Consider the following 20,870-nt stretch of genomic DNA (forward strand, 5'->3'; position numbering starts at 1 on the left):
ACGTGCAGCAAAGATCTATCAATTCCGAGGATTGGGTATAAAATTACGCATTGACTGTCTATATTTCCGTTATTACCGGGTTATGCCCATAATCTTTTTACAGGCGGGACGGCGAATATGCCAAGTATGGCCATGCTCTTGGGCCGACTATTGATGTCGGCGATCTTTCTCCAGGCGGGATATTCGAAACTTGTCGATATCAGCGGCACGTCCGGCTACTTCGAATCCGTTGGCTTGCCTATGCCGGCAGAGACGACATGGCTGGTGATCCTGATTGAAATTGTCGGCGGCCTGGCAATTCTTACCGGATTCAAGACGCGGATTGCCGCCACGATACTTGCGTTATTTTCCATTGCGGCGGCCTTCATCGGCCATTCCAATTTTGCCGACCTCATGCAATTCCAGGCCTTCATGAAGGATATCGCGATTGCCGGCGGCTTGTTCTACGTCGCGGCGAACGGCGCCGGATTGCTATCGGTAGACGCTCGTCTCGATTAGAGCACCCGACCGCTCGTCTTCAGACGTTCGCGGATCGTTGTCATCATGATCGACAGCGACAGACTGGGTATGGCGTCGGCCCGTGTTGTCAAGCCGACAGCGCCCCGCGTCTCCGACGTTTCGACATCGAGCAGCGCGACGCGACCCGCCTGCACCTCGGGATAGACCACCCCGCGCGAAATGATCCAGATCGCATCATGGCGCTGGATATAAGCTCGGCCGAAACTGTCGGACACCGTCTCTATTATGTTGGTCAGTTCGGCGATGCCGTTGGTCAGCAACAGCCGGTCGACGAAGGGGCGGATCACTGCTCCCTGGGTCGGCATCAGAACCGTGTAGTTGGCGAGTTCGCCCAGCGAGAAATTGCGACGCGACAACAAGGGGTGGCCGGTGCGCACCGCAAATCCTATCTCTTCGGAATAAAGCGGCTCGAAATGCAGCCCCACCATGCGCTCCGGCGCCGCCAGCCGCCCGACGACGAGATCGAGGTCGCCGAGCCTCAACGCATCCAGCAGCCAGCGGTTCTCACCGGTGACGATGGTGACCAGACTGCCGGTGCCCGCCTGAAGAAATTCAGCCACGACATCAGGCAGGAAGGTCGCCGATGCGGTGGGCAATGCACCGATCCTGAGTGGTGGCCCCATGGAATTCCGCGCTTGGGCAATCGAGTCGACACCGCGATTAACGGCGGCGATGCTTTCGCCCGCATGCCGGAGAAACACCTCGCCAAAACGCGTGATGCGGATGCCGCGGCCTTCCCTTTCGAAGAGATCGACGCCAAGATAGTCCTCAAGCTCGCGGATCGTCCGCGTCACCGCCGGCTGGGTGAGCGCAAGCACGTCAGCCGCGCGGCCGACGCTTCTCTGGCGGGCAACTTCGATGAACGTCTCGAGATGGCGAAATTTGATCCTGCTATCCAGATACATATCCATTTCGTTATGAATTTGGACGAAAATATCATTATAACAGACGAAAATCATCCTGTAATTGTGACTTAAGAGGAAATGACCATGGCATTTGCTGAAATCAACGGCATCAATCTGCACTATGAATATCTGACGGAATTCGAAGACGAACCGGTCGTGGTGTTTTCCAACTCGCTGGGCACCGATTTCCGTATCTGGTTGCCGCTGATCGATGAACTCACCGACAATTGGTCTATGCTGCTCTATGACAAGCGTGGCCACGGTCTGTCCGATATCGGCCAGGCGTCATCGACGATCGAGGATCACGCGGACGACCTCATCGCCCTGCTTGCCCATCTCGGCATCAAGAAGGCGATCTTTTGCGGCCTCTCCGTCGGCGGGTTGATCGTCCAGAGCCTCTATGTGAAAAAGCCCGGCCTGGTCGAGAAGATCGTGCTCTGCGATACAGCGCACAAAATCGGTACTCCAGACTTTTGGAACGGCCGCATCGAGACCGCGAAGACGTCCGGCATTGGCTCGATGGCGGATGCCATTCTCGAACGCTGGTTCACAAGGGATTTCCATGACAGGCGCAAGGCCGATCTCGCCGGCTATCGCAATATGCTGAGCCGGCAATCGCCCGAGGGTTACGCCAATACCTGCGCGGCCATACGCGATGCCGATTTCACCGCGCATGCGCCGAAGATCAAGGTTCCGGTCCTGTGCATCGTCGGCGACCAGGACGGGTCCACGCCACCCGAACTCGTCAAGTCGACCGCCGATCTCATTCCGGGCTCGGAATTCGAGGTCATCAAGGGCGCGGGACACATTCCCTGCGTCGAGCAGCCTGCGGCGCTGGCTGAATTGTTAGCCGGATTCATCAACGAGGATTAACATGGCAGACGAGGTGCCGACGAGCCGTCTTGAACAAGGCATGCAGACCCGCCGGGAGGTGCTCGGCGGGCCACATGTCGATGCTGCGGAAGCAGCCAAGACGGCGTTCGACGAGCCATTCCAGGCGCTGATCACCGAGGCGGCCTGGGGCCATGTCTGGTCGCGGCCGGAATGGAGCCATCGGCAGCGCTCGATCGTCACCATCGCGCTGCTGGCCGCACTCGGCCACGACGAGGAGGTGGCGATGCACGTGCGCGCCACCGCCAATACCGGCGCGACCGCCGAGGACCTGCGGGAAGCGATGCTGCATGTGGCAATCTATGCCGGCGTGCCGGCCGCCAATCACGCCATCAAGATCATCAAGCAGACCTACGAGCAGATGGACGCGGCGGCGCAGACCGCGGGAGGAAAGGCATGAAGAATACACCGCCCGAAACCGGCGCGTTTTTCGCGCGCGACCGCGCCATGCATCCGCCGGCGCTGACGCCAATATACAAGACTTCGGTGGCGCGTTCGCCACAACGGGCTTTGCTGTCCTTCGAGGGCACGAAGACGGAGATCACCGGGCCTGTCTTCGGCCACAACATTCTCGGCCCGCTCGATAACGACCTGATCGTCAACTATGCCAGGCCCGGCGAGATGGCCATCGGCCAGCGCATTCTCGTGCACGGGCGCATACTGGACGAGCGCGGCCGTGGTGTAAGCAACACGCTGGTCGAATTCTGGCAGGCCAATGCCGGCGGCCGCTATCGCCACAAGAAGGAGATGTATCTCGCGGCCGTCGACCCCAATTTCGGTGGCGTCGGCCGGACGATCACCGACGAGGACGGCTATTACTGGTTCAAGACCGTCAAGCCCGGCGCCTATCCGTGGATGAACTGGACCAACGACTGGCGACCGGCGCATATTCATTTCTCGGTGTTTGGCTACGGCTTCGCCCAACGGCTGATCACCCAGATGTATTTCGAGGGCGATCCGATGATTGCCAAATGTCCCATCGTCAAGACGATCCCCGATCAGGCAGCGATCGACCAGTTGATCGCGCCGCTCGACTGGAACGCGACGATCCCCATGGATATGCGCGCCTACAAGTTCGACATCGTGCTGCGCGGCCGCCGGTCGACCTTCTTCGAGAACCGCAAGGAGGGCAACTGACCATGGTGCAACCGCTCAATTATCTCAAGGAAACCGCCTCGCAGACAGCAGGCCCCTATGTCCACATTGGCTGCACGCCGAATTTCGTCGGCATCGAGGGTGTTTTCCCTGTCGATCTCGGTTCCGGCCCGCTCTATAACGACAATGCCAAGGGCGAGCGGATCGTGGTGCGCGGCTTCGTGTTTGACGGCACCGGCACGCCACTCAAGGACGCGATGGTCGAAATCTGGCAGGCCGATGCGGATGGCTTCTACAACAGTCCGTCGGAAACGCGGGGTAAGTCTGATCCCAACTTCATCGGCTGGGGCCGCCAGCCCGGCGACATGAACACAGGAGAATTCGCCTTCGAGACGATCAAGCCAGGACGAGCGCCATTTCGTGACAGCGACCCGCGCTTGATGGCCCCGCATATCCTGTTCTGGATCGTGGCGCGCGGCATCAATATCGGCCTGCAGACGCGAATGTATTTCTCCGACGAGGAAGCCGCCAACGCGGAAGACCCGATCCTGAGCCGGATCGAGCATCGCGTCCGCGTGCCGACCCTGATCGGCAAGCGCGAGGGCGATACGGTGACGTTCAACATCCATCTCCAGGGCGAAAACGAAACCATCTTCTTCGACATGTGAGCGATGGTGCTCCACCCATGATTTACAACGACGAACGCGAGGTCCAGACGTGGCCAAGATAGTGACGCTGAAGGAGGCCGTGGCAAACAATCTCCACGATGGGGATACGGCCGCCTTCGAAGGGTTTACCCATCTCATTCCGCATGCTGCCGCCCACGAGGCGATCCGGCAGGGGTTCAAGGATCTCACCCTGATCCGCATGACGCCCGACGGCATCTACGACCAGATGATCGGGCTCGGCATGGTCAGGAAGGTAATCTTTTCCTATGCCGGCAATCCCGGTGTCGGCTTGCTCCGTCGCTTTCGCGATGCCGTGGAGAACCACTATCCGCACAAGCTGGAGCTCGAGGAGCACAGTCACGCGGCGATGGCCAATGCCTACGAAGCGGGCGCCGCTGGCCTCCCCTGCGCGATCTTTCGCGGCTATCTCGGAGCCGAGCTTGCGCGCGTCAATCCGAACATCAAGTCGGTGATCTGCCCGTTTACCGGCGAGAAGCTGGCAGCGGTGCCCGCCGTGCGCCCCGACGTGTCCTTTATTCACGCCCAGAAGGCCAACAAGAAGGGCGACGTGCTGGTCGAAGGGATTATCGGTATCCAGAAGGAAGCGGTGCTGGCGGCCAAGCGTGCCGTGGTGACGGTCGAGGAGATCGTCGATAATTTTGACGATATCAGCGTCAATGCCTGCATCATTCCCGGTTGGACGATCACCAACATCGCCGTCGTGCCCGGCGGCGCTCATCCCTCTTATGCGCAGGGCTACTATGCCCGGGACAATGCCTCCTATCTCGAATGGGACGACATCTCGGCAGACCGGGAGAAATTCCAGACCTGGATGAAAGAAAACGTGCTTGACGCCACTCCCGAGGATTTTGCCCGCCGGGTCGCGCATCTGAGGCCTTCCAAATGAGCCAGAACTTTACCCCCAATGAAATGATGACCATCGCCGCCTCGCGTGCTCTGTCGAATTCCGACGTCTGCTTTGTCGGCATCGGTGCGCCGTCCGCTGCTTGCAACGTCGCGCGGCTGACGCATGCGCCCGAGATCACGCTGATCTATGAATCGGGCACGATCGGCACGGCGCCGACCGTGTTGCCACTGTCGATCGGCGACGGTGAACTGAGCGAGACCTCGGTAACGACGGTTTCGGTGCCGGAGATGTTCCGCTACTGGCTACAAGGCGGCCGCGTGACCGTCGGCTTTCTGGGCGCTGCCCAGCTCGACAAATTCGGCAATATCAACACGACGGTGATCGGCAGCTACGACAAGCCGAAGACCCGCCTGCCCGGTGGTGGTGGCGCTCCGGAGATCGCCTCGTCCTGCGGCGAGATCTTCATCACCATGGCGCAATCCACCCGCGGCATGGTCGAGAAGATCGATTTCGTCACCTCCTTCGGTCACGGCGAGGGCGGCGACCATCGCCAGCGGCTCGGCATATCAACCAAAGGGCCGACTTTGCTGGTCACCGACCTTGCCATCTGGAAGCCTGATCCGGTAACCAAGGAATTCACCGTGGTTTCGCTCCATCCGGGCGTGACGCGGGAGAAGGTGCAGGAGACCTGCGGCTGGCCGGTGAAATTCGCCGACACGCTCGAGGAAACGCCGGCGCCGGACGAGCTCGAACTGACAACATTGCGGGACCTCAAGGCCCGCACCGATGCCGCCCACAAGGGTCAGTAAGGTATCGACGAGAAGAGGAATCTAGGGATGGCCGAGGCCTATATCTGCGCTTACATCAGAACTCCCATCGGCCGTTTTGGCGGATCGCTCGCCGCGGTCCGCACCGACGACCTCGGCGCCATTCCTCTCAAAGCGCTGATGGCGGCCAATCCATCGGTGGATTTCGAGGCGGTCGAAGACGTTATCTTCGGCTGCGCCAACCAGGCTGGCGAAGACAATCGCAATGTCGCGCGCATGTCGGCGCTGTTGGCCGGGCTGCCGGTTGGCGTTACCGGCACCACGATGAACCGCCTCTGCGGCTCGGGCATGGACGCCGTGATTGCGGCTGCGCGCGCCATCAAGGCCGGTGAAGCCGAGCTGATGATTGCCGGCGGCGTCGAAAGCATGAGCCGCGCGCCCTTCGTCATTCCCAAGGCGGAAAGCGCGTTTTCGCGCAATGCAGAGATCCACGACACGACAATCGGCTGGCGCTTCATCAACCCGCTGATGAAGAAGCAGTATGGTGTCGACTCGATGCCGGAAACCGGCGAGAATGTCGCCGACGAGTTCAAGGTCTCCCGCGAAGACCAGGACGCTTTCGCGGTTCGCTCGCAAGCCAAGGCTGCTGCCGCGCAGGCAAACGGCCGGCTTGGCAAGGAAATCACGCCAGTCACGATCCCGCAGCGCAAGGGTGACCCGATCGTTGTCGACAAAGACGAGCATCCGCGCGCGACCAATATGGAGGCGCTTGCCAAGCTCAAGCCGATCGTCCGCGCCGACGGCACGGTGACGGCCGGCAATGCCTCGGGCGTCAATGACGGTGCCGCCGCCCTGATCGTGGCCTCGGAAGCGGCCGCCAAGAAGCATGGGCTTACGCCAATCGCCCGCGTGCTGGGCGGTGCGACCGCCGGCGTGCCGCCACGGATCATGGGTATCGGCCCGGCGCCGGCCACCAAGAAATTGCTGGCTCGCCTCGGCTTGAAACAGGAGCAGCTTGACGTGATCGAACTCAACGAAGCTTTTGCCAGCCAAGGCCTTGCAACACTTCGCGATCTGGGCATCGCCGACGACGACGCGCGGGTCAACAGGAATGGCGGTGCGATCTCGCTCGGTCATCCCCTCGGCATGTCCGGCGCCCGCATTGCCGGCACGGCGGCCTTGGAACTGTCGCTGACCGGAGGCAGATACGCCGTCTCCACAATGTGCATCGGTGTCGGTCAGGGGATTTCAATCGCGCTCGAACGGGTTTGAAATGGCCGCTTTCCTTGCTGAGTTCCTCGATCCGCTGCTGACCGATCATGCTATGCTTGAGCTGATCGGCACCAAGGTCGAACTGCAAGCCATGCTGAGCTTCGAGATCGGCCTTGCCGAAGCCGAAGCGGAGTGTGGCGTGATCAGCAGGGAAGCCGCTTCCGAAATCGTCAGGGTCGGGCACGGTTTTCAGCCTGATCTCGGTGAATTGGCCGAAGCGACGTTGAGGGACGGGGTGGCTGCCCCCAATTTCGTCAAGCAACTCAAGGCGCATATCGGCGCGCCACAGAACGAGTCGGTGCATTTCGGCGCCACCAGCCAGGATGTGATCGACACTGCACTGGCGATGAAACTGCGGACCGTGTTTGATCTCTTTGACCAGCGGTTAGCCGGTCTTCTGGACACACTGGATCGTCTGACGGACGAGCACGGCAAAGCCACGCTGATGGGCCGGACACGCATGCAGGCAGCCATTCCGATCACGGTTGCTGATCGGCTCGCCGTGTGGCGTGGACTGGTCAGCCGCGCACATGCGGCGCTCGGGCCGGTGCGGTCCCATATGCTGGTCGTGTCGCTTGCGGGCGCTGCAGGTACGTCAGAAAAGTTCGGTGACAGGATCGATGCGGTTCGGCATTCATTAGCCGGCTCACTGGGGCTTACTGTACCCGATTACGTGCCCCATGCCGCCCGTGACCGTATCGCCGCCTTGGGCAGCTGGCTGAGTCAGGTTACGGGTGCCCTCGGGAAGATCGGCCAGGATGTGGCGTTAATGGCCCAGAACGAGATCGCTGAAATTGAGCTCTCCGGCGCCGGGACTTCTTCGGCCATGGCCCACAAGCAGAACCCGGTGCGTGCCGAGGTGCTCGTCTCGCTCGCCCGCTTCAATGCGGTTCAGCTGTCCGGTCTTCATCAGTCGCTCGTCCACGAGCAGGAGCGCTCGGGTGCCGCTTGGACGCTGGAATGGCTGATCCTGCCGCAAATGCTGAATGCCACAGGCACGGCGCTGCTGCATGCAGAGGCATTGCTGGACTCGATCAAGCGGATCGGCGCGCCCGCCTAATACTTCGCATCCTCCAGTTCACAGAACGGGTCCACTGGGCTTGTTTGATTGAAGGGCTTGCGTCCCAGCATGCAATCGACGACCGCTTGCTGCACACTCTCCATCGTCGAATAGGCATTGACATAGGCCGGTACGCGCGGCGCATCGTAGAGATAATAGGGATGCCCGAAGGAGATCATTGCCGATGGGATTGTCGTCCAAGGCCGGTACATTGCCTTGAACAGCCCGCCACCACCCATCTTGTGCCAATCGACGAAGATGCGGCCGCGCACCAGCAGCGACTCGTCGCCCATTGCGTAGAGAACAAGGTCGAAATCTTTCGGATCCGGAACGATCTCGGGCGTGTCGAAAGTGACACCGAAGCCTTCCTGGCGCAGCAGGTCTGGCAGAATGAATTTCATCGGCGCCGGAATGAGCGGATGGTTGATGCCGCCGTCGACGAACAGGATGCGCTTATGCTTCTTCGGATCGAGCGGGAAGATGCCGTCCACGTCCTTGACCAAAGTCGGGGACCGATCGATCATATCCTTTGAAACCGCGACATTTTCGGGCGTTGCGAGCGCTGCCCTGGCACTGCCTGCGTCGGGCAGCACGTCTGATTTGTCGAACAGTCCGAGCTTGGCTTTCAGTGCCAGTATCCTGACGACGGCTTCTTCGAGCCGGGTTTCGCTGATCCGTCCATCAAGGACGGCTTGCTTCACCGATGCCATGTCGGCCTCCGGTGCATCGCTGAACAGGATCACATCGCAGCCCGACGAGATCAGCTCCGGCATCGTGTCGCTGTGATGGCCCCAGGCGGACAGCCCGCCCATGGGAGTCGCATCGGAGACGACGATACCGTTGAAGCCGAGTTCTTCGCGCAGCAGCACCGTGTTGAGAAGATGCGAGACCGACGCCGGACGAAAGGCTTCGATGCCGGGATCCGCCATCTTCGACCTGACATAGGCCGGAAAGGCGATGTGGGCAGACATGACGGACATCACGCCTTCCGCAAACATCCGTTTGTACAGCCGACCGAACGTCGCCATCCACTCGGCCACGCCGAGCGGATTGATGGTCGTCACCAGATGCTGGTCGCGATCGTCATAGCCTTCGCCCGGCCAGTGCTTGACGGTGGCCGCGACGCCATTGTTCTGCAAGCCTCTTATATGGGCAAGGGCATGCCGTTCAACCCGATCGATATCGGAACCATACGAGCGCGTACCGACGATTGCCGAGCGAAAGGCCTTGTTGATATCGATGACGGGCGTGAACGACCAGGTGACCCCCATCGCCCTTCCTTCCTTGGCGAGGATTTCGGCCGATTTCTCGGTTGCCTCGAGATCATCGACCGCAGCAAGGCCGAGCTGGCCGAGCACCGGCGTGCCGAAGGAGAAGGAGTGGCGGCTGCCTTCGAGATCCGCCGTAATGAGCAGCGGCACCGGATTGGCGTCGATCATCTCCTGTAGGACGCGGCGCTCAAAATCCAGATCCGAGGTGTAAAAGCGCGTGATGCCGCCCGGCTTCAATGCCCGGATGCGCGCAAATTCCTGTTCGTCCGTGCCCATCATTATCAGCACGAAAAGCTGGCTTACCTTCTCATCCAGTGACAGGGTGGCGAACTTTTCGCGGACCCAGTCGATGGCTCTGGTGTCGAGACGGAAGGGCGGTTTTTCCAGTGTTTGGTAGATCGACATCATATCCTCCCGATTGGTCGCCGTTCAGCCCAGGCGCGTTATGTGATTGTCCCAGGCGAGCGAGGACTTCTGTTTGTCAAACCAGCCGCTTTCCGTCGAGCGGCTGAAAAGCTGCTTTTCCGTCGCCAGGCCGCAGACGCCGGCGATCTTTTCTTCATAGGCGAGCTTGCCACTCTCGACATCGAAGGCCGCCCACTGGCCGCCTTTGGGAGAGGAGACCGCGACGAGGCCCGCGCTTTGATTGACGGTGACCGAGCCGATGTAATTGTCGAAGCCGTCGAGCACATTTTCCGGCATTGCGATGAAGTTGACGCCTTCGCCACGGCGGAAATTACCGAGCAGTTGCGGGTGCCGGTTGCGTGCGCCCTCGAACTGGCAGCCGAACCAGACACGACCTCTATCATCGATGTCCATGTGCCGGGTTGACAATTGGCGGATGTCGGCGGGCATGTCGTGCTTTTCGATGAGCTGGCCGTTCAGAAGATCGACGATGACCAGCGACGGCTCCATGTGATCGATATTGAGCTTGGCCCGACCGGAATTGGGATGCTGCTTGATGCCGCCATTGGCGATGGCCAGATAGCGGCCGCCTTCGATCATCTGGATATCGTGGGTGTCCATGCCATGGGCCGGAAATTCGCCGACCTTACGGTAGCCGGCGCCGGTCTCGTAGATGCCGATCATGCCAGCATAGTTGTCGAAATCGTTCTCGGCGATGTAGAGTATCTTGCCATCGGCAGTGAAAGCGCCGTGACCGAAGAAATGGCGGTCTTCGGCTGCCTCGATCAGCTTGATCGGCGCACCGCTCCGTGTGTCGAAGACCAGCGCGAACGTGCCCGGTCGGCGCGCAAAGGCTACGGCGCGGTGCGACATCGGATCGAACGAGACGTCATGGCCGCGATCGGGCAGTGCCACGCGCGAGATCTCCTTGCCGGTCTCGGTGACCAGCGCGATGCCGTAGCTTTTGTCCTCGGCCATGAAGGCGCTGGCGAAGATGGCCTCGGAGCGCTCAAGTGCTTCGGCTCCACGCGGCAACAGGCTGGCTGCGAAGGTGAGGCCTGCGGCCTTCAGGAACGAGCGCTTGTTGATGGGTGCGGTAAACAGCATGGCTCAATCTCCGTCCGCAAAGGAAAACCCGGCTTCAAGCCCGACGGCTGCCCCTATGTCGCCGTTGACGTGGTTGATCGCGTCTTTCAGCGTTACCTCGATATAGTCGAGGTGCTTGAGATAGGCCTCGTCCTTCAGCGCATCCGCGGTTGGCTGTGTGAGCTTGTCGGCGGCGAGCTGCGCCGACTTGTATTTGAAGAAAATCGAATTTGCCGTCGCGCTCGACTGGCTGTCAAGCAGCGCGCCCATTTCCGAGACCTTCCAGAGCGTCTCAAGCCCCTCGATATTGCCTGATATCATTCTCGAGGTGTTGCCGGACCGCCAGAAGACGGCCAGCTTGGGAGACAGCTTGGCATCACGGCCCTTGTAGAACGGCTTGATGCGCTGATCGCGCACCATCTCGGCGCCATGGACATGCAGGCCGATCAGCGCCTGCATGGCTTCCGCCTCGTCGCGGTAGACGGGATTGTCTGCGGACGGGTTCTTCCAGTCCTTCTGCACGCCATCGGGCGCATTCCACGCCGCCTCCAACTCACCGGCGATGCTTTCGACATTGCGGGCGATCGCCAGGCCATAGCGGCAACGGAAACTCTCCTTCTCGCCGACCACGCTTTCCGGATAGGAGCCGAAGAACACATATTCAAAAGCACCGAGCCCCTGCATGGCGACGCTACGGCCCTTGAGTGCGACGGGATCGGTGGCCGCCTCATCCGGATCGGCGATCAGCGCCTGCACCTGCTTGAGGCCGGTGGCCTTGCGATCGGGATAGAACAGCACGCGCTCGAAGCGGTTTTCCTGCATAACTGGCCCATCGCGCAGGATTTCGATCTTCGACCAGCTGTGGATCGCATCGGCGAAGCGATCCGCGACGACCTGCAACTGCTCGTCCGAGGGCGCAGCGCACAGCTTCTCGGTCTGATCGGCCAATGCCTTGGCCTTGAGGTGGAAATCCGCATAGCCGGGTTTGATGTAGAGATCGACCGCCCGTTCCATCACGCCTTTGGCGGCCGCATTGTCGAGCGCCAGTGCCGGAAGGCTGCTCGCCAAAAGAACGACCAGCGCTGAAAAGGCGGGGAGTATTCGCATCAAAGGGACTCCAGGAATGAAATCAGTTTTTGCCGGTCGGCTTTTTGCAGTGCCGTATAATTGTCCCGCGCCTTGGCCGCCTCGCCGCCATGCCAGAGGATGGCTTCCTCCAGCGATCGCGCCCGGCCGTCATGCAGGAAGAAAGTGTGGCCGCTGACCGTCTTGGTGAGGCCAATACCCCAGAGCGGGGGCGTCCGCCACTCCTTTCCAGTTGCCGCACCGACCTGCTGGCCATCTGCCAATCCATCGCCCATGTCATGCAGCAGGAAATCGGAATAGGGCCAGATCAGCTGGAAGCGTAGCGACTTTTCCGGCCAATCCTTGCGCGTGACGTATTTCGGCTGATGGCAGGAAATGCAGCCGGATTCGTAGAACAGCTTCTTGCCCGCAAGTGTTTCGTCGAAACTCGCCTTGCGGCGGGCCGGGACGGCGAGATTTTGCGAATAGAAGGTGATCAACGATAGAATCGGATCCGGAGCTTCACTTTTACCGAGCCGAGCCTGTTCACCATTCGGGCGAGCAAGGCAATCCGCCTGCGCCGCGGTGCAATCGCCTTGCGGAAACTCAAGTTCGGGCGTGGAAATGCCGACATCGCCCACCAGCGCCTGCGCCGATTGCTCGCGGATGGAGAAATTCTCGGCCTTCCAGCCAAAGCGACCGACATGCACTTCGCCCTTGGGGTTGCGAAGCATCTGCGGCTGGCCCGAAATTCCGTCTGCGTTGCGATCCTCCGGGTCGGCATGCACGAGGATGTCGCTGTCGGCAATCGCCTCGATCAGCCCGAGCCCGATCATTGCGGGCGCCACACGGGCGGAGAGCGTCGTATGCCTGTCGAGCGGCCCGTAGCGCAGGTCGGCAGCCGCGTAGGTTGGCTTTCGCAATGTGGTCACCGAGCCATCGGGAAACTTGAACGGCTGCTCCGCGTAGGAGATGGCCATCTGTCCTTCAGCGATCAGGCCGGGCGTCGCCTTGTCCTGTAGCTGCTTGCCATAGACCGGATCGGGCAGGTTGAGGCCAAAGTGATCCGCCAGCGCCTTTTTATCGGCGTCCGAGTTCGCAGTCCGCGCCAGCCGCAGGAACATCGAGGTCGCATCCGGCTTGCCTTCGGGCGGATGGCCGCGACCATCCTCCTTGTGGCACTCCTCGCAGGAGCGGGCATTGTAGAAAGGTCCCAGGCCATCCGACGCCTGCGTGGAGGACGGCGCCGGCACCCACAACTTGCGAAACAGCGCATTGCCCAGCCGGAAGTTCATTTCGTCGCCGGCATCGAGATTGGCAGTGAAATGCGAGAAGGCTTTACGGTCGGGTTCCTCGATCGACGTTGCGGCGCCGGCCTGCATCGTCTCGTAGGCTTCCGGCTTGGTGAAATCCTTGGTTGGCCGGGTAACAGTTTCGACACGCAACCGGGTCTTGGCATCGAGATCCGGCCGGGCGGGTTCGCTGTCCGCCGAAACTACAAACGCTCCCGAACAGGCGAGCAGAAGTGCCGCCAGCAGGAGCGTTTGATTTGACCTTGTTGTCATCAGCCGTTCGAAGGGACGCGCGCCTTGGGCTCGCGCCCTTCCGCCTTGATTATTTGAACACGGCGTTAGGATTATCCAGGCTGTCGGAACCTTCAAGCTTAATCGCACCGAGATCCAGCGCCGTAATGACGCGCTCGATAGTCTTGGTCTGATCGACAAGACCATCGATGGCTGCCTGGACGACGGCGTTGCCTTCCTTATTGCCTTCACCGATCATCTGGTCGTATTTCTCCATTGTCTCGCCGCGCTTGGCCATGGCGTGCATGGCGTCGAGCGTCATGTTGAGCTTGGCGGTCATTTCCTTGTCGATGGCAGGATCCTTCTCGGCAACGAGCTGGGACAGCGACGGGCCTTCAATCTTGGTGCCGTCAACACGCGTGTACTTGCCCCAATAGGTGTCGGCGATGCCGATCGCGTCATTGAGATGCGAATTGTAGGTGTTGTCGGAGAAGCAATCGTGCTCTTCCTCGGGATCGTGCAGCAGCAAGCCGAGCTTCATGCGCTCGCCGGCGAGTTCGCCATAGGAAAGCGAGCCCATGCCGGTCAGCATGGTGGAGATGCCTTTCTTGGGGTCGGCAAGCACGGCCTTGGCGGCATCGCCTTCCGGCGTCCATTCCTTGGCCATGTCTTCGAGATCGCTGACCAGCAGGCCGGATGCCACCTTCAGATATTCGGCACGACGATCGCAATTGCCGTTGGTGCAATTCTTGAGATCGTAGTCGCTGACGGGTCGAGCGCCAGCTCCGGGGCCCGTACCGTTAAGGTCCTGGCCCCAGAGCAGGAATTCAATGGCGTGGTAGCCGGTCGCGACATTCGCATCGGTCTCGCCAGCGGACTGCAGCGTGCTGGACAGAAGTTCGGGCGTGATCTTGGTGGCATCGATTTCCTTGCCGCCGATGGTGAATTTCGGGTTGGCGATGACGTTGAGCGTATATTGCTCGTTCTCGTCGCTTTCCGTGCCGTAGGACTTGTCGACATAGTCGATGAGGCCTTCGTCGAGCGGCCAGGAATTGACCTTGCCTTCCCAGTCGTCAACGATCGGATTGCCGAAGCGGTAGGCTTCCGTCTGCTGATAGGGCACCCTCGCCTTGATCCAGGCGTCCTTGGCAGCCTTCAGCGTCTCGTCGGAGGGGCTGGCTAGAAAGGCATTGATCGCCTTGTCCAGGGTCTTGGCGGTAATCAGCGCATCTTCATATTTGGCATGCGCGAGCTCAACGTAGTTCTTGACGACAGCGGCCGGATCAGTGGCGGCAAAGGCCGAACCCGCGCTGAGCATTGCGGTGGCGGAAGCCAGGATTAGCGTGAGGCGGGCGAAAGGTCTGCTGATCATGGTCACTCCCCTAAAGAACAGCGTGCAGTTGGGGGTGTCATGCCTCAGAATTAAACTAGTGTCAAATGGTCTAGTTTAGAATGATTACAAGTATTTACGGCGTATCCGACAGTCACGCTTTCCGTAGCATGGCGAAATAAAAACCGTCGGTGTCGGTGGCTGCCGGCGACAAAGTGACGGATAGTCCATCGGGACTGTGCGGCTTGATCTCGAGGTGGCCGAAAAGCTTTTGCCAGCTCTCAAGGGCGGAGACCATTTCAAAGGAACGATCGGCCTCGAGAAACGAGGCGATCTGGTCCTGGTTCTCATCCGGCAGAACCGAACAGGTGACATAGCAGAGTGTGCCGCCCGGGCGCACATATTGTGCGGCCTTTTCAAGCGCGTCGCGCTGCTGGCCAATGCGTTCCTGCAGGTTCTTCTCTGTCAGGCGCCATTTGGTATCCGGGCGCCTGCGCCATGTGCCGGTGCCGGTGCAGGGTGCATCCACGAGCACGCGGTCGAACTTGGCCAGCAACGGCTTCAGCGATTTCTCGCTCTCATGGACCTGGACATTGCGGGTGCCGGCGCGCCGCAGCCGCTCGATGATCGGCGCCAGCCGCTTGCGGTCGGAATCATAGGCATGCACCTGGCCCTTGTTGGCCATGGTTGCGGCGAGTGCCAGGGTCTTGCCGCCACCGCCGGCGCAGTAATCGAGAACCTGCTCGCCCTCGGCAGCCATGACCAGATCGGCAACGATCTGCGATCCCTCGTCCTGTACCTCGAACCAGCCCTTGGCAAAAGAAAGCTCTGCGGTCACATTCGGCAATCGCGACGGGCCTTCGCCAGAAGGAATGCGAATGCCCTGGCGGGCGATGGACGAGGCCTGCGCATGCGCATCCTCGAGCGCCCGGATGACCTTTTCGCGGTCTGCCTTCAAGCTATTGGCGCGGAGATCGAGCGAGGGTCGGGCTGCAAGTGCCTGGGCCTCGGCAAGCCAGGCATCACGGAAGTTTCGCTGGAAGTTGGGAACAACCCATTCAGGGATATCGCCGCGGATGTAATCCTCGGCGTCTTCGAGCCTGCGGGTCTTGAAAGCGGAAAGACATTGCTCGTCGAGCGGTTCGGGCGCGAACTTGTCGCCCTCGAATTCAGCGGCGAGGCTTTCGGCGGTAAAACCCCACTGGCGGAACATCACCGCGTGGGCCAGCGCCGAAGCCGACGCGCTGTCCATCAGCCAGGCATGCGAAAGTTTCATGCGCAGGGCGTCGTAGACGATGTTGCCGACGGCGGCCCGGTCGCCCGAGCCGGCGAAGCGCCGGGACAGTCCCCAGTCCTTCAGCGCATCAGCGACGGGGCGACGGCGTGTCTCAATATCATTGAGGACCTCGATCGCCCCGGATAGTCGCCCGCCCAACCGCATCTAGCTTTGTCTCTTCATTAGCACTTCGGGCGTGGTAGCCGCGATTGGCCTGAAGAGCAAGCGCTTGGGCAGGCCAGAGGCCAAATTAGCCGATGATCTCGTAGCAGACCTTGGCAGTGCCCGACCGAACCATGCCGATCTGGGTGGCGGCTGCACGGGAGAGATCGAGCACACGGCCGCGGATGAAAGGACCGCGGTCATTGACACGCACGATGACGGCCTTGCCATTGCGGTTGTTGGTAACACGAAGCTTGGTACCGAAGCGCAGCGACTTGTGTGCGGCGGTCAGCTTGGACGGGTTCATCCGTTCACCGGAAGCAGTTTTCGAATGCAGTGCGTACCAGGAGGCACCTCCACAACCATTTTTTGCCAGCGCAACGTCAGAGACGAAACTGGAGGCGAGAATTGCCGACACGGTCATGATGCCAACGCGGTACTTTTTTACAAACATATGAACTTCCTAGAACGTTTATTTCTAGGGAGGAGTTATTTCGGGTCAAAAATGGCAGAAACGTGCTTTGTTCCATCACGGAATGTTAAAAATGTAATATTAACGGAGGAAATGGAACTTTACTGCGCTATCAAAAATACAACCGTAAGTTATTTATGCCTATGAATCAGCCATTAACGCAAGACGTCGAGGCTTTTCAATTTATTCGAGCCGACCTCACGGATTTTGCTCATTATTTTCGTTTTAACCACATCTTAACCCGGATTTTTCGGATTCCTTTCACCATTTGTGGCTGAAATGTGGCAACAAATGCCACATTTCAGCCTTTCCAGCTTCCGGCTTTCCACATCTCGTCCAGCGACATCTCGTAATCGGGGTAGGAAAAGTCAAAACCGAGGGCGCGGATTTTGGCGTTCTTGACGCGCTTGTTCTCGCCGTAAAAGGAGCGCGCCATCGGGCTGAGGTCGGCCGTTTCGAAGGGCACATCCGGCGGCACCGGCACACCCATGAGCCCCGCGGCGTATTCGATGACATCCTGGGCGGGCGCGGGACGATGGTCGGTGACATTATATATGCCACCCAACTGGCGCTCGATCAGGAACCGCGCGGCGCGGGCAATGTCCTCGACGCGGATGCGGCTGAAGACCTGATCCTTCTTGACCAAACGGCGCGCGGTGCCGTTTTCCAGATTGACGAAGGCATTGCGGCCAGGCCCGTAAATACCGGAAAGGCGCAGCACCGCGACGGGGATATTCTCCCGCTCTCCCGCCTCCAGCCACTGGTTTTCGGCCACCACTCGTTCGCGCGACCGTGCAGACAGCGGCGTCGGCGGCGCGGTTTCATCGACCCAGGCACCATCATGATTGCCGTAAACACCGATGGTCGAGAGATAGCCACCCCATTCAAGCCTTGGCATCAGTGCCTTCAGCGAGGGTGCGAGCTTCAGAAAGCCGTCGCCGTCCGCCTCGGGCGAGATCGACTGCACGAGATGCGTAACCTCACTGAGTGCCTGGCGCAAATCCTCCGAGATTGTCTCGCCATCGAAAGCGATCGGCGTGATGCCCAGCGCCTGCAAAGCCGGGAATTTCGTTTCGCTGCGGGTCGTTCCCCAGACTTTTTCCGCCGTGGCGCTCGCGAGCTTGCCAATCGCTTTTCCAGAAAACCCGGCGCCCAGTATCAGCATCTTCATCGGTTAAATCCTGCCCTCTGCCATTCCGCGAGCACATCCGGATCGGATTCGTGCTCGACACTCCTCATATATAGAGCGCTATCCAAAGCGCTCAATCGCCCCAGCGCCCAGATGGCCATCGCCCGCACTTCAGGCGCGCCATCGGCGAGCAGGCTTCGACAGAGCGGCGCCAAACTGGTGTCGCCGGAATTGCCCGCCGCGATTAGGCAATTGCGAATGAAGCGGTTGCGGCCAATGCGCTTGACCGGCGAGCCCGAAAACAGCGCACGGAAGGCGGTATCGTCGAGCTTAAGCAGGTCGGCAAGCGCCGGCGCCTGCAGATCAGCGCGCGCCCTGAGCTTCATCTCGCGGCCGGCCGCAGCAAACTTGTTCCATGGGCAAGCCGCCAGGCAATCGTCGCAGCCATAGATGCGGTTGCCGATCAGCGGCCGCAGCTCCGCATCCACCGTGCCCTTGTGCTCGATGGTGAGGTAGGAGATGCAGCGGCGCGCATCGATCTGGTAGGGCGAGGGGAAGGCATTTGTCGGGCAGGCGTCGAGACAGGCGCGGCAGGAACCACAGTGATCGGTGTCCGGCTCGTCGAAGTCGAGCGGCACGGCGGAGAAGATGCTGCCGAGAAACAGCCAGGAGCCGAATTCGCGGCTGACAAGATTGGTGTGCTTGCCCTGCCAGCCCAACCCCGCGGCTTCCGCAAGCGGCTTTTCCATCACCGGCGCCGTATCGACGAAGACCTTGATCTCACCTTTGGTGCGGGCGGCAAAGCGCGTGCCGATATCCTTGAGCTTGCCCTTGATCACGTCATGATAGTCGCGATTGCGGGCATAGACGGAGATATTGCCGGTGTCTTTCCTGGCCAAGCCCTCGCGAGGATCGCTCTCTGGTCCATAGTTCATGCCGAGCATGATGATGGCGCGGACATCGGGCCACAGTCTCCTGGGATCGGAGCGCCGCTCCAGAGTGTCCGGCAGCCAATCCATGGTGCCGTGATGGCCCGCTTCAATGAAGCGTGAGAGATCTGCGGGGGCATGGGGGATCGCGTCGGGCGAGGTGATGCGGCAGACGTCGAAACCAGCCTCGCGCGCGAGCGCCTTTACATAGAGGGTCAGAGCCCGTTGCTGCCCTGATATGTCAGGGGCGGCGCTCATGATCTCAGAAATCGAGATCGGCGTAGTGGGAGACGGGTGTCACCCCACGGATGCGATCGTTGAGCAACGGGCGGAAGCCTGGCCGGGATTTCAGCCGCTGGTACCATTCCTTGACGGGCGGCGTCTCGTTCCAGTCGATCTCGCCGAGATAATCGAGAACGGAGAGCGCAGCGGCGGCGGCAAGGTCGGCATAGCTCAGCCGCTCACCGGCCAGCCAGGTGCGCGAGCCCGCGAGCCAGGCAAGATAGCGAAGATGCTGGCGGATATTGTTGCGCGCGGTGCGCAGGATCTTGGAATCAGGTGCGCCGCCACCCTGGTCCGGTGCCATCTGCAGCTTGAGCACCCGCTCCTTGACTAGTGGCCGCGTCACGTCCTGCTCCATCTTGAACAGGAACCACTCGGTCAGTCGCCGGATCTCAGCACGCTGGAACGGGTCCTCGGCGAGCAGCCGCCGGTCGCGCTTCAGGACACCGCTGGTTTCGTCGAGAAATTCCGAAATGATTGTCGCGCCGCACAGCGCCCGCATATTGTCATCGACATAGACCGGAAGCGTGCCTGCCGGATTGAGGGTCAGGAAATCCTTGCGCTTCTCCCAGATCTGTTCCTCGATCAGTTCCGACTGCACGCCGTATTCGGAGAAGATCAGGCGCACGAACCGCGAGGCGGTGGACATGGGGTGATGGTAGAGAACGGGCATCAGCAAACCGGAGGTGTGAAGGAGTTCGAACAGGCATCGACGATATCAGACAGGGACTCGCACCAGCAGGGTATAGAAATTTGGCACGGCAGGCACAAGCAATTCTCGACATTCTAATAGAGTCTGGACTGTTCCGGTAAACGAAACGACAACCGGCCGTCTTTGCACCGCTAAAATTTTAACGATTTACCGATCCGTAAACTGACTTTAGGAAAAAATGCTGCTAGTGCTCACTGCAGCCTGCTGCACCGCCGGCAAGGCCCACACAGGCGGGTTCGCCAATATTCCCACCGACCCACCTCATCCAAGCGATATTCTCAGAGGCACATATGGACCATTTCAGCGCCCTCATCCTCGGCCTTCTCGAAGGGCTGACCGAATTCATCCCGGTCTCTTCCACCGCACACCTGCTGCTTGCAAGTCATTTCCTCGGATTCAAGAGCACGGGCAATACGTTCCCGGTGCTTATCCAGCTCGGCGCCATCCTCGCCATCCTGCTGGTCTATTTCCGCAAATTGCTGGATATCGCGCTGACCCTGCCGTCGAGCGAACGCTCGCGCTGGTTCGTGCTGTCGATCCTGGTCGGCTTTTTGCCGGCAGCTGTGATCGGCGCGATTGCGCACGACTTCATCAAGCAGGTGCTGTTCGAATCGCCTATCTTGATCTGCTACGTGCTGATCGCCGGCGGCATCGTGTTGCTGGCCGTCGACAAGATGAAGTTTCAGCCCAGATACTTCGATGCCATGTCCTATCCGCTACCCCTCGCCTTCAAGATCGGCCTTTGCCAGTGCCTGGCGATGCTCCCCGGCACGTCACGGTCGGGTGCGACCATCGTCGGCGCTCTGCTGATGGGTACGGACAAGCGTTCGGCAGCGGAATTTTCGTTCTTCCTCGCCATGCCGACCATGGTCGGCGCCTTTACGCTCGATCTCTACAAATACCGCAACGAGCTGAATCTGGACGATATGACCAATGTCGCCATCGGCTTCATCGCTGCCTTTGTCGCCGGCCTCATCGTTGTCCGCTCGCTGCTGGCCTTCGTGTCGCGCCGCGGCTACGCACCGTTTGCCTGGTGGCGAATCATCGTTGGCACGCTTGGCCTGGTCGGGCTCTACACGATGGGCTGAGCCGAATACGCTCCTGCCACTTGATATAGCCAATCCGTCTCCCAAATCAGGACGACGGATTGGCACCCTGCCATCGACGGACACCGGGAGTTGAA

The 20,870-nt window shown here is 60.3% G+C and carries 21 protein-coding genes; 10 read left to right on the forward strand and 11 right to left on the reverse strand.

What is annotated here, in order from left to right; translation table 11 throughout:
• Positions 1-126: 126 nt before the first annotated feature.
• Positions 127-498, forward strand: coding sequence for a DoxX family protein (locus ACXHRN_RS23815; protein WP_488638757.1), 372 nt, complete (start codon positions 127-129; stop codon positions 496-498).
• Here ACXHRN_RS23815 and pcaQ read toward each other — a convergent pair.
• A complete protein-coding gene (pcaQ, locus tag ACXHRN_RS23820) occupies positions 495-1,424 on the reverse strand; it encodes a pca operon transcription factor PcaQ (protein WP_488638758.1) in 930 nt (309 codons plus the stop codon). The genes ACXHRN_RS23815 and pcaQ overlap by 4 nt on opposite strands.
• 84 nt (positions 1,425-1,508) lie before the next feature.
• On the opposite strand from pcaQ, the gene pcaD reads away from it, so the two are divergent.
• The 8 genes from pcaD to ACXHRN_RS23860 are packed head-to-tail and all read left to right on the forward strand — an operon-like array spanning position 1,509 to position 8,045.
• On the forward strand, positions 1,509-2,297 hold the full coding sequence (gene pcaD, locus ACXHRN_RS23825; RefSeq protein ID WP_488638759.1) for a 3-oxoadipate enol-lactonase: 789 nt from the start codon (positions 1,509-1,511) through the stop codon (positions 2,295-2,297).
• A gap of 1 nt (position 2,298) precedes the next feature.
• Positions 2,299-2,715, forward strand: a complete 417-nt coding sequence (gene pcaC, locus ACXHRN_RS23830) for a 4-carboxymuconolactone decarboxylase (protein ID WP_488638760.1) — start codon at positions 2,299-2,301, stop codon at positions 2,713-2,715.
• Complete coding sequence (gene pcaH, locus ACXHRN_RS23835; protein WP_488638761.1) at positions 2,712-3,452, forward strand: protocatechuate 3,4-dioxygenase subunit beta; 741 nt, start codon at positions 2,712-2,714, stop codon at positions 3,450-3,452. Before pcaC ends, pcaH begins: the two co-directional genes overlap by 4 nt.
• Before the next feature lie 2 nt (positions 3,453-3,454).
• A complete protein-coding gene (pcaG, locus tag ACXHRN_RS23840; protein ID WP_488638762.1) occupies positions 3,455-4,078 on the forward strand; it encodes a protocatechuate 3,4-dioxygenase subunit alpha in 624 nt (207 codons plus the stop codon).
• A 49-nt stretch (positions 4,079-4,127) separates the two neighbouring features.
• Positions 4,128-4,985, forward strand: coding sequence for a CoA transferase subunit A (locus ACXHRN_RS23845; protein ID WP_488638763.1), 858 nt, complete (start codon positions 4,128-4,130; stop codon positions 4,983-4,985).
• On the forward strand, positions 4,982-5,755 hold the full coding sequence (locus ACXHRN_RS23850) for a CoA-transferase subunit beta (RefSeq protein WP_488638764.1): 774 nt from the start codon (positions 4,982-4,984) through the stop codon (positions 5,753-5,755). The genes ACXHRN_RS23845 and ACXHRN_RS23850 overlap by 4 nt, the downstream gene beginning before the upstream one ends.
• A 27-nt stretch (positions 5,756-5,782) precedes the next feature.
• Complete coding sequence (gene pcaF, locus ACXHRN_RS23855) at positions 5,783-6,985, forward strand: 3-oxoadipyl-CoA thiolase (protein ID WP_488638765.1); 1,203 nt, start codon at positions 5,783-5,785, stop codon at positions 6,983-6,985.
• A 1-nt stretch (position 6,986) separates the two neighbouring features.
• Entirely contained in the window at positions 6,987-8,045 is a 1,059-nt protein-coding gene (locus ACXHRN_RS23860) for a 3-carboxy-cis,cis-muconate cycloisomerase (protein ID WP_488638766.1), read from the forward strand.
• Here the strand turns inward: ACXHRN_RS23860 and ACXHRN_RS23865 are convergent.
• The 10 genes from ACXHRN_RS23865 to ACXHRN_RS23910 all read right to left on the reverse strand — a co-directional run bounded on the left by ACXHRN_RS23865 (position 8,042) and on the right by ACXHRN_RS23910 (position 19,648).
• Positions 8,042-9,721, reverse strand: coding sequence for a glycoside hydrolase family 3 protein (locus ACXHRN_RS23865; protein WP_488642001.1), 1,680 nt, complete (start codon positions 9,719-9,721; stop codon positions 8,042-8,044). The genes ACXHRN_RS23860 and ACXHRN_RS23865 overlap by 4 nt on opposite strands.
• Before the next feature lie 24 nt (positions 9,722-9,745).
• Positions 9,746-10,828, reverse strand: coding sequence for a DUF1513 domain-containing protein (locus ACXHRN_RS23870; RefSeq protein WP_488638767.1), 1,083 nt, complete (start codon positions 10,826-10,828; stop codon positions 9,746-9,748).
• 3 nt (positions 10,829-10,831) lie between these two features.
• The gene (locus tag ACXHRN_RS23875; protein ID WP_488638768.1) at positions 10,832-11,914 is read right to left on the reverse strand and encodes an imelysin family protein; all 1,083 of its coding nucleotides are present in this window, start codon (positions 11,912-11,914) and stop codon (positions 10,832-10,834) included.
• Positions 11,914-13,437 carry a di-heme oxidoreductase family protein gene (locus ACXHRN_RS23880; RefSeq protein WP_488638769.1) on the reverse strand — a complete coding sequence of 508 codons (1,524 nt, stop codon included), beginning with the start codon at positions 13,435-13,437 and terminating at the stop codon, positions 11,914-11,916. Before ACXHRN_RS23880 ends, ACXHRN_RS23875 begins: the two co-directional genes overlap by 1 nt.
• 49 nt (positions 13,438-13,486) lie before the next feature.
• On the reverse strand, positions 13,487-14,713 hold the full coding sequence (locus tag ACXHRN_RS23885) for an imelysin family protein (RefSeq protein ID WP_488642002.1): 1,227 nt from the start codon (positions 14,711-14,713) through the stop codon (positions 13,487-13,489).
• 166 nt (positions 14,714-14,879) lie between these two features.
• A complete protein-coding gene (locus ACXHRN_RS23890) occupies positions 14,880-16,166 on the reverse strand; it encodes an RsmB/NOP family class I SAM-dependent RNA methyltransferase (RefSeq protein ID WP_488638770.1) in 1,287 nt (428 codons plus the stop codon).
• Positions 16,167-16,251: 85 nt separating this feature from the next.
• Entirely contained in the window at positions 16,252-16,587 is a 336-nt protein-coding gene (locus ACXHRN_RS23895; RefSeq protein ID WP_488642003.1) for a septal ring lytic transglycosylase RlpA family protein, read from the reverse strand.
• A gap of 349 nt (positions 16,588-16,936) precedes the next feature.
• Positions 16,937-17,806, reverse strand: a complete 870-nt coding sequence (locus ACXHRN_RS23900) for an SDR family oxidoreductase (RefSeq protein ID WP_488638771.1) — start codon at positions 17,804-17,806, stop codon at positions 16,937-16,939.
• Positions 17,803-18,951, reverse strand: a complete 1,149-nt coding sequence (gene queG, locus ACXHRN_RS23905) for a tRNA epoxyqueuosine(34) reductase QueG (RefSeq protein ID WP_488638772.1) — start codon at positions 18,949-18,951, stop codon at positions 17,803-17,805. The genes ACXHRN_RS23900 and queG overlap by 4 nt, the downstream gene beginning before the upstream one ends.
• A 4-nt stretch (positions 18,952-18,955) precedes the next feature.
• Positions 18,956-19,648 carry a glutathione S-transferase family protein gene (locus ACXHRN_RS23910; protein WP_488638773.1) on the reverse strand — a complete coding sequence of 231 codons (693 nt, stop codon included), beginning with the start codon at positions 19,646-19,648 and terminating at the stop codon, positions 18,956-18,958.
• Positions 19,649-19,977: 329 nt separating this feature from the next.
• On the opposite strand from ACXHRN_RS23910, the gene ACXHRN_RS23915 reads away from it, so the two are divergent.
• Positions 19,978-20,775: an undecaprenyl-diphosphate phosphatase gene (locus ACXHRN_RS23915; RefSeq protein WP_488638774.1), complete on the forward strand. Its 798-nt coding sequence runs from the start codon at positions 19,978-19,980 to the stop codon at positions 20,773-20,775.
• The last annotated feature ends 95 nt before the right edge of the window (positions 20,776-20,870 follow it).

The organism is Shinella sp. OV683 (assembly GCF_057787725.1).

Coding starts and splice junctions, on each gene's coding strand:
- ACXHRN_RS23815 (WP_488638757.1), top strand. CDS start 127: ATGGCCATGCTCTTGGGCCGACTATTGATGTCGGCGATCTTTCTCCAG.
- pcaQ (WP_488638758.1), bottom strand. CDS start 1,424: ATGTATCTGGATAGCAGGATCAAATTTCGCCATCTCGAGACGTTCATC.
- pcaD (WP_488638759.1), top strand. CDS start 1,509: ATGGCATTTGCTGAAATCAACGGCATCAATCTGCACTATGAATATCTG.
- pcaC (WP_488638760.1), top strand. CDS start 2,299: ATGGCAGACGAGGTGCCGACGAGCCGTCTTGAACAAGGCATGCAGACC.
- pcaH (WP_488638761.1), top strand. CDS start 2,712: ATGAAGAATACACCGCCCGAAACCGGCGCGTTTTTCGCGCGCGACCGC.
- pcaG (WP_488638762.1), top strand. CDS start 3,455: ATGGTGCAACCGCTCAATTATCTCAAGGAAACCGCCTCGCAGACAGCA.
- ACXHRN_RS23850 (WP_488638764.1), top strand. CDS start 4,982: ATGAGCCAGAACTTTACCCCCAATGAAATGATGACCATCGCCGCCTCG.
- pcaF (WP_488638765.1), top strand. CDS start 5,783: ATGGCCGAGGCCTATATCTGCGCTTACATCAGAACTCCCATCGGCCGT.
- ACXHRN_RS23860 (WP_488638766.1), top strand. CDS start 6,987: ATGGCCGCTTTCCTTGCTGAGTTCCTCGATCCGCTGCTGACCGATCAT.
- ACXHRN_RS23865 (WP_488642001.1), bottom strand. CDS start 9,721: ATGTCGATCTACCAAACACTGGAAAAACCGCCCTTCCGTCTCGACACC.
- ACXHRN_RS23870 (WP_488638767.1), bottom strand. CDS start 10,828: ATGCTGTTTACCGCACCCATCAACAAGCGCTCGTTCCTGAAGGCCGCA.
- ACXHRN_RS23875 (WP_488638768.1), bottom strand. CDS start 11,914: ATGCGAATACTCCCCGCCTTTTCAGCGCTGGTCGTTCTTTTGGCGAGC.
- ACXHRN_RS23880 (WP_488638769.1), bottom strand. CDS start 13,437: ATGACAACAAGGTCAAATCAAACGCTCCTGCTGGCGGCACTTCTGCTC.
- ACXHRN_RS23885 (WP_488642002.1), bottom strand. CDS start 14,713: ATGCTCAGCGCGGGTTCGGCCTTTGCCGCCACTGATCCGGCCGCTGTC.
- ACXHRN_RS23890 (WP_488638770.1), bottom strand. CDS start 16,166: ATGCGGTTGGGCGGGCGACTATCCGGGGCGATCGAGGTCCTCAATGAT.
- ACXHRN_RS23895 (WP_488642003.1), bottom strand. CDS start 16,587: ATGACCGTGTCGGCAATTCTCGCCTCCAGTTTCGTCTCTGACGTTGCG.
- ACXHRN_RS23900 (WP_488638771.1), bottom strand. CDS start 17,806: ATGAAGATGCTGATACTGGGCGCCGGGTTTTCTGGAAAAGCGATTGGC.
- queG (WP_488638772.1), bottom strand. CDS start 18,951: ATGAGCGCCGCCCCTGACATATCAGGGCAGCAACGGGCTCTGACCCTC.
- ACXHRN_RS23910 (WP_488638773.1), bottom strand. CDS start 19,648: ATGCCCGTTCTCTACCATCACCCCATGTCCACCGCCTCGCGGTTCGTG.
- ACXHRN_RS23915 (WP_488638774.1), top strand. CDS start 19,978: ATGGACCATTTCAGCGCCCTCATCCTCGGCCTTCTCGAAGGGCTGACC.